The 16,290-nt window shown below is 44.5% G+C and carries 9 protein-coding genes and 1 tRNA gene; all 10 read right to left on the bottom strand.

The genetic code is table 11. The features are described 5' to 3' along the window. Positions 1–11 precede the first annotated feature (11 nt). On the bottom strand, positions 12–1,298 hold the full coding sequence (locus AC6I8J_RS02585) for a hypothetical protein (RefSeq protein ID WP_497825060.1): 1,287 nt from the start codon (positions 1,296–1,298) through the stop codon (positions 12–14). After that, a complete protein-coding gene (locus tag AC6I8J_RS02580) occupies positions 1,285–3,351 on the bottom strand; it encodes a ParB N-terminal domain-containing protein (protein WP_497825059.1) in 2,067 nt (688 codons plus the stop codon). Before AC6I8J_RS02580 ends, AC6I8J_RS02585 begins: the two co-directional genes overlap by 14 nt. 129 nt (positions 3,352–3,480) lie before the next feature. Then, positions 3,481–8,559 (bottom strand): DNA phosphorothioation-dependent restriction protein DptH, encoded by a 5,079-nt coding sequence (dptH, locus tag AC6I8J_RS02575; RefSeq protein WP_497825058.1) that lies wholly within the window; start codon positions 8,557–8,559, stop codon positions 3,481–3,483. Continuing rightward, on the bottom strand, positions 8,540–9,865 hold the full coding sequence (gene dptG, locus AC6I8J_RS02570; protein ID WP_497825057.1) for a DNA phosphorothioation-dependent restriction protein DptG: 1,326 nt from the start codon (positions 9,863–9,865) through the stop codon (positions 8,540–8,542). Before dptG ends, dptH begins: the two co-directional genes overlap by 20 nt. A gap of 4 nt (positions 9,866–9,869) precedes the next feature. Then, the gene (dptF, locus tag AC6I8J_RS02565) at positions 9,870–11,519 is read right to left on the bottom strand and encodes a DNA phosphorothioation-dependent restriction protein DptF (protein WP_497825056.1); all 1,650 of its coding nucleotides are present in this window, start codon (positions 11,517–11,519) and stop codon (positions 9,870–9,872) included. A 725-nt stretch (positions 11,520–12,244) separates the two neighbouring features. Further along, positions 12,245–12,329, bottom strand: a tRNA-Leu gene (locus AC6I8J_RS02560). A 122-nt stretch (positions 12,330–12,451) separates the two neighbouring features. Next, complete coding sequence (locus AC6I8J_RS02555) at positions 12,452–13,483, bottom strand: DUF1176 domain-containing protein (RefSeq protein WP_497825629.1); 1,032 nt, start codon at positions 13,481–13,483, stop codon at positions 12,452–12,454. Between the two features lie 149 nt (positions 13,484–13,632). Continuing rightward, positions 13,633–14,019 carry a hypothetical protein gene (locus tag AC6I8J_RS02550; RefSeq protein WP_497825055.1) on the bottom strand — a complete coding sequence of 129 codons (387 nt, stop codon included), beginning with the start codon at positions 14,017–14,019 and terminating at the stop codon, positions 13,633–13,635. Positions 14,020–14,048: 29 nt separating this feature from the next. Continuing rightward, positions 14,049–14,510, bottom strand: a complete 462-nt coding sequence (locus tag AC6I8J_RS02545) for a hypothetical protein (protein WP_497825054.1) — start codon at positions 14,508–14,510, stop codon at positions 14,049–14,051. 157 nt (positions 14,511–14,667) lie between these two features. Next, positions 14,668–16,287 carry a hypothetical protein gene (locus tag AC6I8J_RS02540; protein ID WP_497825053.1) on the bottom strand — a complete coding sequence of 540 codons (1,620 nt, stop codon included), beginning with the start codon at positions 16,285–16,287 and terminating at the stop codon, positions 14,668–14,670. Positions 16,288–16,290 lie beyond the last annotated feature (3 nt).

Here is a 16,290-nt window from a genome sequence, read left to right as displayed (position 1 = left end):
ATTTTTATTTTTTATTCATCTCGATTTAAATGGATAGAAATTTTATGGATAAATGAATTCGATAATGATGACTTAGTTACTCCATAAAAATCAAATTGTAAACTTTTATCTATGTCTCGATAAATTTTACTCCATGGAAGACTTTTTTGATTATAAAGTAAGTCAATATGATTTATTATAGCTTTAATATAATTAAGGGATGTTTTTGTTAGTATTGAGCAAGCTTTCATGTTTCCATGGGTTAAATATAATTTATTTCTCAGATCTATCATTTCCCTGATATTTTTATAAAATTTATGATTCTTTATATTATTAATATCTCCTGCCAAGGCATACTTCTTCCCAAACCCACTAACCTTTTGATTATTAATCAAAAATGCATCTTTTTCGAATAGTGCATTTTTCTTATAGCAATCACTAATTGTTGCAATATTGGCATAAATTAAAAAACCTTCTATATATGTTTCTATAGTTCTTATTGAATGTAAAAAAGCTGAATTGGGATTTTTATACTCAATAGATAATAATGCAGATTTATATTGAAAGCATGACAACAGTTTATATATCGTTGGGAATCCGTCATGCAAAGAATTGCTCGGACGTGTTTTGTCTATAACATCATTGGGTATTTGTGGAACGACGGGAAGGTATCGCCCTAAAGTGGCAAGTTTTTTATTTAGGTATTGATTTATTATAAGAGAATGATTATTAGTTAGTTTTCTAATATCCTGCAATGAAGTAATATACTCTTCTAGTTTTAATCCTTCAAAGTCAGTTTTTGTTCTGTTAGAAATATTCACCGATGGATAAAACACACTTGCGCCAATATAATAATTTATAATGCAATTTCTTGCAGCAATTAACACTTTAACTTCATTTGATACTTTATTACGAATTATTGGGTTGCTAATGATGCTGGCATCTACTGATTCGCCAGAAATTAGTTTACTTATGGCTGAATTAATCACTTCCTTGCTCGGAAGCATTTTTTTCTGGCTTAAGTTATCCTCAAGAATTATCTGTGTTATCTTAATTTGGCTTTCAAATATATCATAGATAAAGAACGGTACTGTATCAAGCAACCAATTTCTATCAAGCAAAACAATATCACACTTTAGATCAAAATTATTTTTCAAAAATGTAACAACATTTTCAATTATTTCCGATGAATTACTGATTAAGAAAAATAATTTATGTTTGAAGCAATCAGCTGCCGCAGCAGCTGATAATTTCGTGTCTAACGAATCATCATATAAAATCGAAAAATATATTTCTTTTGTCGTTTTAAATTTCATCATCAAAAGGCTCATTATCAAATGAAAAATCAAAGTCGTTTGATTTTAAGCAATTTGTTAAATCTTGGTAAGCATTCACTATTCCCTCTTTAGTATAGAATTTTACTAAGTCATCAAACTCAGTATATACCTCGCTTGCATTTTTTTGTTTTATTTCTTTTGTACGATTTGCTTCAGCCGCAAGTAATTTATCTCTATCAATGTCATCAAGGTTATAATTACTACGAAATGTTTTAATAAATGTGTTAGTTTTATCTTTACTCATTTGATTAAGATATGCACCCACTTCACTTTTTGCAAACTTAATGAGAACATCTTGAAGTTCATTATCTATTTTTAAGTCGTTTACTAATCTTTCAACATTAGACTTTAGAAGTAATTGTGAGAAAAATAATCTGACAATTTGCCTTCTGGCTACTTTTGTTACTTTAATTCTCTGATTAATATAAATTGTATCTTGTATAAAAAGCCTCTGCTCGTTAAATAACTGAACATTTGGTGAGAATGCACTTTCAACGCAGTACTGTATTATTCTATCAACAATTTTAAGATCTTTCTTGTGCACAATTATTTTAGAGCATAATAAAAACCAAGCTTCAACCATAGCTTTATGGCATATTGATTTAGAAGCCAGACTTGGAACAATTTTTTCTTTTCGACTCTTTAACTCTGAGATTAATTCATTTATTAATGGTAATGATTTTTTTGTTTCTGGGTCATTAAGTAAAATATGTTTTTTGGCAAAATAAAACACCCCTGAGTCACAACTTCTATTCGATTTAATTTGCGCCTCTTGCTCTTCGAAAAAACCTCTTAAGTTGTCGTAGTAGTCTGCAAAAAATTTCGTCTCAAAAAATAAAGTTACTAATGTTTTTGTTAAAGTTTCATTTACTAATTTTGTTAAAATAGGTTTATGCTTAGAAAGGAAACCACTCCATGGAAAAGTTTCCGGGATATTTGAAACGATATTATCCTCATCATCTTCGTCGTTCTCGAATTCTGAGAAATCAAATTCATTAGCTGACTCTTGGATTCCTAAAATTGACGTTAGTATTTTTATGCCATTTCTTGTCCCAAAGCAATCTTCTAGGATATTATTGATAACACCAATGCTTGTTATTGTGTAATCTCTAGAAATTTCGAGAGATTCTTTATGCTTTTTAGTATTCCATTCAATCAACCCTAATCCATACTCCTGTCTTTCACTTAATATTTTTTTACAGAACTCCCTGCATATTATCGAGCCTAACGATCTGTCCGAAAGTAAGGTAAGGAAATGTCCACTGACTCTTTCTACAGTTGAGTTAATATCAACAAATAAATTCCTTAAAACCTCTGGTATTGTTGGTACTTGTACTACAGTTGAGTTAATTAACGTAGAATACGGAGAGTAAACAATACAAACCGGAACCACTATATTTTTTATTTTATCCGGATGTTCTTTTCTTAAGTAATTAAGAGCAAAAAGTCGATGCTGTCCATCAATAACTACAAGTCTAGCTCCGGCGACACCTTCTCTTGTACTGTTAATATTTATAATCGCCTGATTAATGTCGACCGTAATCACTTCATCTTTTATTTCTGAACCATAATACTTTACAGATATGACTTTACCATTTTGTATTTCAAAATTACGAATTTTAAATATACCAGGCCAAACTCGCTCAAATATCACTCCATTATCATCTGTACTATTCAAACTGCAATTAGGATAATAGTCTATAAGCTTATTGTTTGAATCAACATTTACGATAGAGACAAGTAAAGGGGGTAAAAATACAATATCTTTCTGAACTCGATCTTCGCTAGAACTGATATATTGACTTATTTCTACCCTAGCTCTTTCCTCATCAATATCTCGCTGAATAAGATAATCAAAATTTAAATCGGTGTTAATATCTTTCGAATAAGATAACTGCGCAAGATCATCCACAGAGAATGATGTCATCATATATTCAACTGGAACAGAGCCATTTGAACTGAATATTCCAAAAGATCCTGCTTTTTCAAATGCGTATGTATAGCCAGTTGTAGTGCTTCTTCTGATTCCTGACACAATAATTCCCCTTGATTATCAATGCTACCGTCCTAAGGTTAAGGCCACCATAGAGAGATCGCAAGCTTAGTTAATTGAAGTAATCAACTATGTTTATTAGTACGTCTTCTAACACTTCAATAACTGTCACTAGATTAACTCCCAAAACGCCCGATCACGCATCTTATTTACCCGCTTATCCCCATCCACATAAAGACTAAAATGCTTCTCAAGCTGCCGAATCTGTCCCATCAAAGACTCCTGCTCACTTTTATCATCAACGTTAAATACCGCCTTGATATCCGCATTCCTAATCTCAGAAACACGATGGATAATCCAAGTCAAAATATAGGAAGCATAATTATTTTCCCCGGTCTTAAAGTGAGTAATTTCCTGCGTTGACAGGATGGCACCAACACCATACTCACGGCCTTCTTTTAGGATCTTACGCAGACTGGAAAAATCCTGACGCATAAAGTTATCGGCTTCATCCACCAGAATCATTTTGGTGAGCTGACGATAATCCCCTCGCACCACTGGTTTACCACGCTTTTGCATCTGTGCGTAAAAAAGATCCAGCGTTAGCGCGACCACCAGGTTTTGCACTTCTGGCGGGTAGCCAGCCAGTTCAATCACGGTGACGCCGTTAATCAATTCGTACAAACTGGTCATCTTCTCCGGAATGGTCTCGAATATCTTGTAACGCGCCAGTTTAGAAAGTGCTGCGTAAAGTGAATCTTCTTCAACCTTCTCCTGATCGAGGAAGCGCTGCCATACATCTTCAATCGTCGGTGCAGTCCTTGACCATGTTGTCGGATCTTCCGGCGAAATACCTGCCGCTTCGTAGCATTCTAAAATTAGATTTTCTAGTTTGAGCTGCTGCTTATGGCCCAGCCCATAAGCTTTCGCCATTGTTTCCGATAGTCCACCAGCGGTGTGGATTGGTAACATTGGCGTGTCGCCAAACAGAGATAAGGGATTGTAAGGTAGCTTAAATAACTTGTACTTTTTAGCACCCGTGGCATCAAGAAAAGCCTCGTCTACATAGTCTGATTTGTAGTCGAAGATCAGCAAACCGATAGGTTTACCATCAACGTTACAGGACTGATTACGCATCAACTGTGTGACCAGTGATTTAGTAAACTGGGTTTTACCGGTGCCCATCGTTCCAATAATGCCGGTATTGGTATTCATGAACTTGGCGGTGTTGGTTGGCTCCCAATGTAACGGGCTCTGACGCACTGCATCATGACCAAACAGGATCTGTAATGGAGTATCGCTAATATCAGGTGTCACCACCGGAACAGCAGGCTGTAACAACTCTGGTTCTGAAATTGACTGTGCAGCAGTCGGCGTTGCTACTTCTACTACGACTTCGGGTTGTGACGAACTGGCATCACACTCTGGCTTAAGCCGATATTTTTCCGGCACCCGGTAACGTTCCGCCAACGGTGGTTCATCCCCCTGCGAAGCAATCAACGAAGGAAGCAGTGAATAAGGGATTTCGATCTGTAAAATATTCTCAGCTGTCTCTTTATAAGAAAGATCGAAACAAGTTCCACTGTCTACATGAGCCACGACGAAGCCGTCCGCATAGTCGGCTAACTCACCTAACTGATAGTCGCCCGTTAACCACCATTCGCGTCGTTCCAGCAAGGTAGCCAGTTTGTTGCCATCCAGCACACCGTACAGACGCAGTTTCTCCACCTGCATAAGTATCTGACGAATAAAGAGCGCCCGGTACAATTGTGATGCCAGCGTTTGTGGTTCCAGAAGGTCCTGCTGTAGGTAGCGTTTCAACTCACGAGCCTGTTGGCCTGCATAGCTGTAGTCAGGCCGCGCCCCGGTTTTAACTTCCAGCGGTAACAGATAGAGGCGGTTTTCTTTGAAACCCACAAAGAGCACATCATCGGAGATCGCGCCGTTACGATAACCCTGTAAATTTCTCGATAAATCGCTCTCTTTCATTTTCAGCCCGACATTGCCGGACACACGGATCATTTCGGCCACCGATAACGGAATCCAGCAAATGTCTGACTGGTGCAACATAGATTGTACAAATTTGTATGCACCTATAATGCCGTGCTTCTCTTTACGCTCTCTTTCATTGGAGCGCAGCATTTTCAGCAGCCATTCGCCGTTAAAGGCATTAAATTCAGCCAGCAAATGCTGACTATCAATAGCAGGTTGCCCTGACTGGCTTCCGGTCTGAAGCAACCGCAGGAACAAATCAACCTGCTTCGTGACGGTGACGGCATCGTAGCCTGCGCAACTGGTGTACTGGTCAGAATAGTGGATAAGCACCACATCTTTCTGACTGGTGAAAAAATCGAGAGTGACTTTTGGATCAATAATGGTGGTCCAGAGCGCGCTATTGTAGGAGTAATTCAGCAGCTGCTTAAAATTGCCGCTCACAGCCAGGCCGATCCCTTGTCCATGATACTGGGTGTTGCTTTGACGTGCAGGTTGCCACAGGCAGCCGATTAGTCGGGCAAGACGCAGGGCGCAGTAGGACTCAGTATCCACATCACGCAGTCCAAACGCGGTAAAGTAAGCATCCCCCTGAGTTTCAGCACCTTCCCCAGCAATCAACCCATGACACAATACCCCACTGGACGCATCTTCAATGCGGATCTGGCGGCAATCCACAGGTGCTGTATTGGTGAAAAATGCCAGATGTGCATAGGCCAGCTTGTCGCTTTCTGACGGTAGAACAAACTTGCTGAACGTTAACCGGCTACGCAGCAGGTCAATCAGCATATCGGCTTCCGCCCGCCATACGCCGCTGTTCAGATCGAGATCGTTTTTAAGTTGCTCATAGCTACCACTTTCTGCAAAGTGATCGAACATATTGGGTAGCAAACGTTCATCGTAGCAGTTCACATGAACCGAAATAGCCTTCTCTTTTTCTTGCTTAAAATATTCTACTAATCCCAGAAACAGTTCTTTGGCGTTCCCTTGATTAATAGCATTGATAATCAACGCACTGTTTTCAGCGCTCTGGAACAACCGGGCGTAAGCGTCCGTGAATTCATTAAGTTTGTCTTTTACCAAACGTTTAACGTAGTCATGGCTGACCTGCCGCTGGGGAACCACATCAATCCAGAAGCGGTTTTCATCCACCGGCTGTAGTTGCGCGTATTCATGCTCACTGTGATAAACAAACGGCACTAACCCGGAAACCATCAAGCGATCAAGAGTGATCGGCGGTAGTGTGGCAAATGATGCCGAATCGTGCTGTTCCGACTCCGCAACGATAGTTTCTGCCAGTTGTAAATGGTAAGCCAGTACCAGAGGATGCAGCGGAGAGAGGCGCTCATGGCTCTCATTGCGGCAGATTCCAAGATGCAGAAGACGTTTCTCTTGTGCTGTCAGCGCTCTGCTCAGGCCTATTTGCTGGAGTGACTGTTCGAACGTAGTAACGATGTAGCTGACCAGTGTTCGATATTCCGCTGACCACGACACCAGACTCGGCAGAGTGTTACGATGATGATAGTAGGCAAATAATTGCTCAAAAGCGTTATGGAGATCGGGGTAGCTGGCAAGAAGTTCATCCAGCGCAAACTCGCTATCGTCACTTCCCGTACCCAGCAGACGTTGCTCAATTAATGAGGCTTCCAGTATCAACAACTGCTGGCGTACACCGACGACCTTGTGTTCAGTATTATCGAGTATGATGCGCCCTTTTAGTCGGTTCCAGGTTGCATTACCCTCTTCCTTAAACAATTTGTTGAAACGACTTTGGTCAAAAAGCAGTGGCAGCGTTAGCCCTTCTTCTGCTCCCGGTCCCTCAATGTTAAACGACAGACGGGAATCGCCAGAAACGATCGCAAACTGAACCAGGTCACTTTGATTTGCCAGCGTCTCAAAATTCACCTGAGCATAATGCTGGCAGTCTATGTCTTCGCTCTCGTCATTCAACGTACAGGTCAGGTTGCCAAACTCGGTAATACGCAGCGTGTTATCTTCCAGTTGCAGGGTTATTTGTTCTTTACCTGGCTCAATGCGGTAACAGTGCTGAATATCGTTCAGCCAGAATTGTCCCTGCTCGACCAACAACAGGCGAAATTTATACTCTTCAGCTGAATTATTGCGGTTGGTCAGTTCGAGACTAAAGAAGCAAGGATGCCCGTCGAAAGGCACCGATGCCATAATGCGTGAAGTCTTGCCTCCCGCCCGGCTGGTGCGCCAGAAAGGTGCTTTCTTTAACTGGCGATTATGGGCAATTTTTATCTGGTTATCCTGAAGATCATTACCCTGAAAACTGAACTCCAGCTCAGCTTTTGATTGCCCTGGCTGCACCTGCACCAGCAGACTGATGTCACGTTTGCCTGCCTTACTGGCGCTTTTCGCCCGTTGCCAAACCTCGCCGTTTTCGACAGAGACGTTCTCCAACACCAGTTTTTGTTCACTATTCTGTTCTTTCTCTTTCCTGTAGTCGGAAAAATCGAGCTCACGCCAGTCATCTTTATCGTAAAAATGCTCTTGAATGAATTTTGTACTAAATTCAGGCAGCACATTCTCTAGCTGTCCACTGTAGCGTTCAACACTATCTTCTATCTGGCGATATAATTTCCGGTTTTCATTCAGTCGAGTGCGTAGCTGCTTCTGGCTATAGTTCAGTAGTTCATCATCTTTAAACAGATGAAGCTCGGAGAAATCCAGATTGCCATCATCCAGCAAGCGATACAGCGAAGAGAAACCAAATACGGTCGCGCCTTCATCCAGTACCGTCGACAGTTGATCTTCCAGCAAACAGCGGGACAATTCCGAACGGTTACTGCCAGTGGTAATGAGCTTTTCCAGTTGCTGACTGAAAGTTTGTGGGTACCAGATAGCATCCGGTGCCGCCACGTCTTTCGTGCTGTTAATCAGGGTATCGAGCATACTGTTGTGAATAATCAACAGCGCTGTTTGGGCAAAAACGCCGCTGCGCCCTGCAACTTCATCGCGCAAATGAGAAATGTAGTTTTCTGTGAATGCTGGAGCCTCGGCTCCATGCAGTACAGGAATAAGCTGAACACCATTGCAGGGGAGGCAATCAATATATTGCCCTGGTGCAATTTCCAACTGATTGCCGTCCGCCAGAGAGACGAATGCTTCCCAGAGTTTCAGGGCATTATCGGGATCGGGAGATTTGAACTGGTAGCGCTCGCCGGGCTGAATGATGCCACCTACCCATTCAATAAAGGTTTCTGCCAGATAGGTTTCATACTGTTTTACGGACATACACGGCGTCTCCACTATCACTCATTCGCTCTACATTTCCCATGCGTTCATAAAACGCCACTAGCGTTTGCGCCGACTGGTTGTCCAGATAAAAGCCACGCTGTTCAAAACCACGCAGCAGTTCATGCAGGCGAAGTTTGTCATTTTTGCCCACAGTGAGATTGGTCAGTAACAGAAGACGATCCTGATTCAGCACCAGCACTTTCCCTGCCCGACCGCGCACCTGAATGAAGTCAGTGCAAATCTGGTTTTCCAGCTCCTTGATATAGTTTCTATTTATATCCGCGCGGGTATTTTTTTTATCCTGGAATTGCTCTACGGCAACGGATAATAGCTGCCTGAAAGCACTTTCCAAGTTTGTTGCGCGGTCACGCGCAGGAAGATCTCGTTCTTCCTTACTAATAAATTTCTGTATGTAAGCATTAATCTCATCTAACACTTGATTTGGAGGATCCGGATAATTCAAACAATCCTGATATACCTGCCAGAGAGGGCGTTTTTTCTCCCCTTTTACCTGCAACACTTCCAGCGCGGAAAGTATCGGGAACAGTTTTTCGCTCTGGCTGGCGAACAGCTTATAGCCATAACGTTTCACCTTTTCCCGTTCGGAGCTGGCTTTTTCGCTATCAAGAATAAAAAACAGTGATTTGCTTTGTGGTTCGCCGTCCTGCCAGTTGTCCAGATTGAGCGCTAGTTGAGCGCACCAGCTAAAGGCGTACAAACGTAGGGTGTTAGTCAATTCTTGTAAAAGGTATTGTGGGTGCTCCGCCAAAAACTCCAAATCGGACTGAAAACACGTGACCATATACGGAAGATACGGTTGCTCTTCGGCAAACGGTCCTTTACCCAACAGCTTTATTTTTCCATTGAGCTTATTCAGCATTTGCTGCTCGATGAAGTTCAGTCTGTCCTGTATGGGATAAGGAAGACTGAAATCTCCCATCAAATTGGCAAACAGCGTGCCAAGTCGTTTATCTGCCGTTGAACCCGCACTTATTTTTTCACCCACAAACTGAGCGTGAAACAGTAAAAAAAGAGGCGATACACGGAAAATATCCTGGCTAGAAAAATACATGCGTTCTAGCACCGACCAGAATGCAGGCTCATCAAGCATCTCCTGCATATGTGTTTTACAATCTTCACGGAATTGGTCAGGATCGTAGGCTTCGATTTTGCGTTTCAGAGCGTAGCTAAGGGCCAACCCGGTGACGAACTGCCAGCTAATATCGTTGTTCTTATTGCGCACAGGCAGGTAACTATCCAGTAGATTGTTACCTACTTTTAACTCGTTTGCGATAGGGTACATTCTGCTAACCCTCCATACCACTAATAGTGATCATATCGTCATCCGCCTTTGCACGATAAACCCGTTGTCTGCCATCATAAAATTTTATTTCGCTGCTGGATTTAGCCTGCTCCGCGATCAACTCTACAATTTCATCCAGTAACACGATGGCATTTTTATCGTATTTATTCGGACGATAGCCATTATTCAACTTGTCTAATAATTCGAACAAATTAAGCCCGATATGGATATGCGGCAGTGGATTTCGCCCCACCTTTAAATAGACATCGAAGCCAGTTGGATGAGCCGTATGTTTATTACGGATAGCATCCCAATCGGGCTTCACTTCTACCGGTGCGGTTATTTTTACCCCACCAAACTCACCCAAAAAGAACTCTTCTTTTTGCATACTTAATTCAGGTGCTTTGCGGTTAGCATAGCGCTGGATACCCGCGATAAGCTCAAAAGTATAGAAGCGATTAAGTGATCTTTTTTGCTCCGGATCTGCTGTGTAATTTCTATGCAAATGCCAGATTTCTGAGTAACGTTCAAACAATGATTCGTTAAAGAACGCGGAAAATCTCCGATGATAATCATTACCCAACGACTCGTGCTGCAACAGCCAGAAAAGCCGGATCAAGGAGGTTGCGTCACCGGCCTTAACGCTCTGGCGATCAAACTTAATGTGTAACGGCTCAAGTGCGGCTAAAAAATCATCGAGATCAGCGTCAACCAGTCCCAGTTCATAGCGCAAAACAAACTGATCAAGTTCATAGGTGTGCAGTCTGGCGGGATCAAAATCGGAAACTTTTTTAATCAGATCATTTTCTGCACCGATGAAGAGATTATCAAATAAGTAGCCAGGGCCCATTAACAGATGATGCAGAAAGTCCAGCAGCGTTCGGGTCGTTACAAACTGGTCTTTAATCAACCGCGCTTTAAAGAGCTGCGTAATTAATACATTCTGCACGCCAGGCATGCAAAGCAATTTATAGTTTGCGACCTCTTTTAGTTCTGGATTAATGGACTCATCGCGCCGAAAGATAAACTGAAATAAATTATTGTCATCGTCACGAGTTAAGTTATCTAATAAGGTTTTAATAAATAATGAATAGTTTTTATTTTCGTTAAACTGGAATTTAGGATAGTGTTCAAAATCAAAAAAAGAACAATTCCCGTTACGGTATGGACGGCTTGCATCCTGCTGCCCTAATAAAAATGAGTCAATTGCAGACCGAATCACCTTATGGCATTCAGCGCCTTCTCGGGCAAAGTTAGCAAGCATTCCGGTGTTGATGCCAATAAGCAATGGAGATGACTGCTGATGATGATTAACAAATAACTCATTCAAAGCATCAATGGCTGATTGTCGAGGGGCAAAGCTATGAGTGGCATCCAGATGGAAACTAAATCGCCGCTGATAACGCGGATCTGACTGACAGCGGGTTAAAATTTCTGACTTTCCGTCCCCGCTACTACCGCACAAAAAAATGATTTCGCCAGGTTTAGCAACATCAAGATAGCGTTGCAATTCGGCTTCAATCTCTTGTTTAACAAAGAGTTGTTCCTTCAACTGATCGAACTCATCTTTCTGGCGGTGTGTCACGGTGGTGACGGAAAACGAAGATGACTTCGCAAGTACACCCAAAGCCTTTTGTAATGTGATTGCGCTCATAACCGCACGGTCTCTGATGTGGATTTGTAACTATTCTATATAAACGAAAATATTAACTCTACTGAACATTGAGAAAATTTATTAGTTTGATAATACTCCATCCATGCCTTGCGAGAGCAGACTCTAAAGCAATCTGGTTGATTACAGGACATAGATGTTCAGATTTTGCCTCTGGTCAAAGCCAGAAGAACCTGATTCTCATAATATATAGATTCTGTCTGCTGTTTACCTACTATTTCTGGCAGAAGGCTGTACGAGGTCAGTAAGCTACTATGGTTTATTTTGTATTGTTCACAGCGGCCATAAGTCCTTGTTAGTCAAATGGTTATGCAGTGTGTTGCTGTAAAGATTATCTGGGAAATATGTTTTTAACTCAGCATAAGTAAAAATGTGGGTTTTAAGGAAGATTTTCTGAAAGTCTTCACAGTCATTGATTTATTCAAAAGACCATATTGCGTAATAGTTACATTACTCTATTTCATTACTTTCCCTCTCATAACACAAATCAGCAGAACTTAGTGAGGCTATTGTTATTCATCACATCTAGCTGATAATTTTACTAACCCAGATATAAGCAAATTGTATGGGCAGAATTATTTGTTGAAGGGGATTGTAAACAGAAGGTTCACTGTAAATATTGAAAGGTTGAATCGGATGCAAAACGCTCAGTTCCAGAGCATCAGACACAAAAAAAGCCGCCCTTAAGCGACTTTAATTTGCATACGTGGTGCCGAAGGCCGGAATCGAACCGGCACGCCTCGCGGCGGTTGATTTTGAATCAACTGCGTCTACCGATTTCGCCACTTCGGCACTGAAGGGTATGCGGAAAACGTTGAGGATTATACCGTTACCCCCTGTTTCCGCAACCCTTATCCGCAGGCGAATGTGCAACTGCTGAAAAAACCGTCTTTTGGGTTCTCAGGTTCACCTGCTTAACCCGATACAGCCTTCACATCAGTCACCAGCGTCGGAAGATCCCACGTGCCGCCTGCATGGATATACCGGCACATGCCGGTCCCGCCCTCATAGCTTTTGCGGAAGGCCAGGCCGTCCCATACCCAGCTTTCCTGGCTCATGCAGTCACCGATACCCCGGCCTTTCTGCACGCTGGTAATCTCGCCCTTGTCGTAATCGGACCCGGAAATGGTCACCAGTTCAGGCTTGCCTTTCAGCTGATTATCAATGACCCAGTAGCCATATCCTTCGTTATAAGCGGCACGCCAGCAGAGCGCTGAAAGCAAGGCGTGTGTGTCATCCAGTGGCGTAAGCGTGAGTCCGTCGGTTTCCGGATCGCTGTTTTCGGCCGGTGAATAGAGGCTGTCGCAGGTGTCATCGTCGTTATGATTGACCGTTGCAAGCAGTCGGGTTTTGAGTGCGTCGCTTTCTGCTGCAGTCAGCAAACGGGGTTCGCCGCCGAGGGTTTTAGCCGCCTGAATAACCGGTGCGGGCACAGCCTTAGCCACGCTGCTTTCCGGTTTATTGCCCTTTTTGGTGAGCGCGCCTGCCGTGCCGATACGGCCCTGCACGTCGTCCGCTTTCAGCAGCACGGCATACGCGCCCTCGCCAGACAGCTGGAATGGCTTTGTGCCGCCTTTAAATTCAACTTTACCGCTGCCTTTAACGGCGCTGATTACCGCAGCGGTCTGACTAGCTGACATTCGCCAGTTATCATCAGCCGCTACCAGATCGCCGGCTGATTTCCCGTTGATCCACAGCGTCAGCTTTTCCGCTGGTTCGCTGTCATCTTCGGTGTCGCCCAGCGTCACTTCTCCCACGGTCTCCGTTCCAGGTCCCGCGGCACGGGTGAGCAGGATGGAGCCGGACGGATCCTCTTCTTTGGCATAACCCGCCATGCGGCAGGTCAGAGTGTTATCACAGACAACTTCCCAGTCTTTGTGCTCAAGCGTTTTTCCGCTCTGGGCGGCCTGAGCCGACAGGGAGAGCGCCGCCAGCACGAAAAGCATCGGTTTACAGTTCACTTTAATCCCTCAGGTTTTATTTCTGATATCAGCACAGGTATCACTCTTTCACCATCGGTGTGAGGGAACCCAAAGCCATTGTTAATCGCCGCCAGGCTTTGAAAAAAGGCTACGTCCCGTCCTGGGCGATGCGCTTATCGGGTAACTCTTTCTTTTTTGTTAAGCGCTTCAACCAGCACACTATGCAGCTGGCCGACAGAGAGATCGCGGATGACAGGCGCAGGAATACCGCGCAGTCGTCTGCAAAGATAAACAATGCCAAAAAAATCGATGCCTTCACTATGGAAAAGATATTCGTTTTCTTTCAGAGAGAACGCCTTCCTGAAACCACCTTCTTCTGCAGAAATGCTCACGCCGAAAACTTTTTCGGCCTCCTCCAGCAATTCAACACCATCATCGCCGGTAATCCCCAGATCCTTTTCCAGCCAGGTATTTTCATAGATTATTTCACGTCTGCATCCTGAAAAATCGCGGACAAAAGCGATAACGTCCGCCATTGAGGGTTCCATATCATTGCTCATGCTAAAGCGCTCCGCGCTATCCTGCCAATTTACAGTCGCCCCAGGGTCATTTCCTGCACCTCAGCCGCTGGATTGGCCTCTTTCACGGCGGCAAGAAAACCGGCAAAATCCCGATTAAAAAGGCTGTAGTTGTTCAGGACTCTGAACTCCCTTTCGGTGCGATAAGACCCGGTGACGTAACGCACCAGCCATACTCTACGATTACTGACTTTGGTTCCGGTGACTTTTATCCTGATAATATTTTCCAGCGGCACTTTGCAGAGTGTTTCGCCTTCACGCTGCTGATACAGAAAGTCGCTGTCATAGTAATAATCTTCCGTGTTCATACCCAAATTTTTTAATATCGGCGTATTAGCCGATATCTTTTTCATCTCTCCTGGAGAAGGAGGGGGCCCTTTTTTAAGGGGCAAAGGTCTGAAGAAAGACCAGATGAGCAAAATGAAAAATGCTGACGACAGCAGTGAAATAATAAACGAAAAAATCTGATGCATTTAAACATCCCGGACTGCGCGGATAGTTCCTGATTATATCCAGGAAGATATGACGCCGTTATCCGTTTTTACCGCTCTGAGCAGCGCCTTTTCCAGCAATTGCAGAGGCGAGCCAGCCGCCTGCATCGGCAAGCGCTGGCCCCACTTCAGACAATTTTCATAAGCGGCAAATCAGACGTTTATGCTTATCCACCAGTTGCTCCAGTAACTGTGCCAGCCTATCCTGAAGCTCCTTTTCCGGCTCCCTGCTCTTAGCCTCTGCCAGTATTGCAACAGCTTCTGCTGGCAGTGAGGCTTGCGGCCAGGCTTCCAGCGCATTCAGTGCTTTATTACGGCTAAACGTCATCGGGCTTTTTAAGCCTGTCCGGATCAGTATCCAGCCCTGTCCGGGAAAACGGCTTAAATCCTGCAGGACAAAACTGAGCGCCGAATGCTGCTGATATAGCGGCCCTCTCCCCTGGGATTTTTGCGGTCCGCAACTGATGGCAGTCAGATCCAGTTCGCTTTCTGCCAGCGCGATAACCTGCGCGATATGATCCGGATTATCGGTTTGCATCAACTGATACCAGAGGACGCTTTCCGGTTTTTCACGGTGCCGCTGATAAATTGCTGGCCACGGATCGCCGCCCTGCTCTCTGCAAAGCTGAAGTGCCGTATGAAAAATCATGCTGTCATCATCATGCAACCCGGCCTCAATCAGCGCGGGCCACTCGGGTAAAGCACGGATCTGCTCGCATAGCCCCCTCAGATGCTCCCTCTCCGCCTCGCTGGCAAACGTTTCTTCACCCATCAGCCTGCCGATTTCGCCTGCAACCTTATAATGCAGCAGGTCGCCTGCTGAGCCTGGCAGGATATGCGCCAGGTAACGATCACAGGCCTGCACGGCAAAGCTATATTGTTCGATACCGGGGCCGGGCTCGCCGCTAATCATCCCGAGCAGGATTTCACCGGCTCCCTGAAGTAATTGCGCATTGACCTCGCCTTCCAGCGCATAGTGCAGCTGGCCATATTCGGCACAGTGCCAGGCGGTATATTCCACCATCACTTCATTCTTATAGCCCTCCCTTAACAGCCACTGACGAACGGTTTGATCCAGCGCTTCTGGCAGCCTCTCGATCAGCTGGATACGTCCCCAGCCTGTGGTGCGTTTTGCCAGCGCCAGCCACGCCAGCGCGAACTCCTCTGGCGGCAGGATAGTCCGCATCGCCACCACGGCATAAAGGGTGAATTCATCATGGCTGCCTAACGTCTGAAGAATATTCACGCTTTGCTGATACGGGAAAAACGCCATTAGCGCCATCGCTAATTTCACCACCTGACGGTCAGGTGCCTGTGTCGCGAGGAACACCGTCAGCGCCCGCAGGCGGCGGGCATCTATGGCCTGAGAAGTACTCATCATCTTCAGCAGATCGTCGATAAAATTCAGCGGTGTATCCTGCTTTGCCAGTTGATACAGCGCTTGCATGTTTTTACTGCTGCTCCGCCGCAGCACGCGGCTTATCGCCTGCATCACCTGAGTCGCTTGTTCCTCGTTGTCGCCGCGCGCGACATGATGACCGAAGGCCCCGTCCAGCGCACCGGGTGCCCAGCGTAGCGTTTCCTCATCTTCTTGCGGTGAAAACTCATCCGGCAACGTCTGAGCCGCGTAAGGCAACACGCCCGTTTCTTCCGACCACTGCGCCAGCCAGTCATAGATGGCGCGCTGCTCTGGTGGCCACACGACCGGAAAACGCTGTTCGTCAGGCTGACGGAAGATGTTGGCGATCCACTCTTTCATTTT

The sequence above is a fragment of the Pantoea sp. X-Soil-ISGK-355 genome (assembly GCF_059730805.1).
This window is presented reverse-complemented; position numbering and strand designations above follow the sequence as displayed.

What these genes read in the sequence shown, in the direction of transcription:
- AC6I8J_RS02585 (WP_497825060.1), bottom strand. Translation starts at nt 1,298, where the DNA reads ATGATGAAATTTAAAACGACAAAAGAAATATATTTTTCGATTTTATAT.
- dptH (WP_497825058.1), bottom strand. Translation starts at nt 8,559, where the DNA reads ATGTCCGTAAAACAGTATGAAACCTATCTGGCAGAAACCTTTATTGAA.
- dptG (WP_497825057.1), bottom strand. Translation starts at nt 9,865, where the DNA reads ATGTACCCTATCGCAAACGAGTTAAAAGTAGGTAACAATCTACTGGAT.
- dptF (WP_497825056.1), bottom strand. Translation starts at nt 11,519, where the DNA reads ATGAGCGCAATCACATTACAAAAGGCTTTGGGTGTACTTGCGAAGTCA.
- AC6I8J_RS02555 (WP_497825629.1), bottom strand. Translation starts at nt 13,483, where the DNA reads ATGCTTTTCGTGCTGGCGGCGCTCTCCCTGTCGGCTCAGGCCGCCCAG.
- AC6I8J_RS02550 (WP_497825055.1), bottom strand. Translation starts at nt 14,019, where the DNA reads ATGAGCAATGATATGGAACCCTCAATGGCGGACGTTATCGCTTTTGTC.
- AC6I8J_RS02545 (WP_497825054.1), bottom strand. Translation starts at nt 14,510, where the DNA reads ATGCATCAGATTTTTTCGTTTATTATTTCACTGCTGTCGTCAGCATTT.
- AC6I8J_RS02540 (WP_497825053.1), bottom strand. Translation starts at nt 16,287, where the DNA reads ATGAAAGAGTGGATCGCCAACATCTTCCGTCAGCCTGACGAACAGCGT.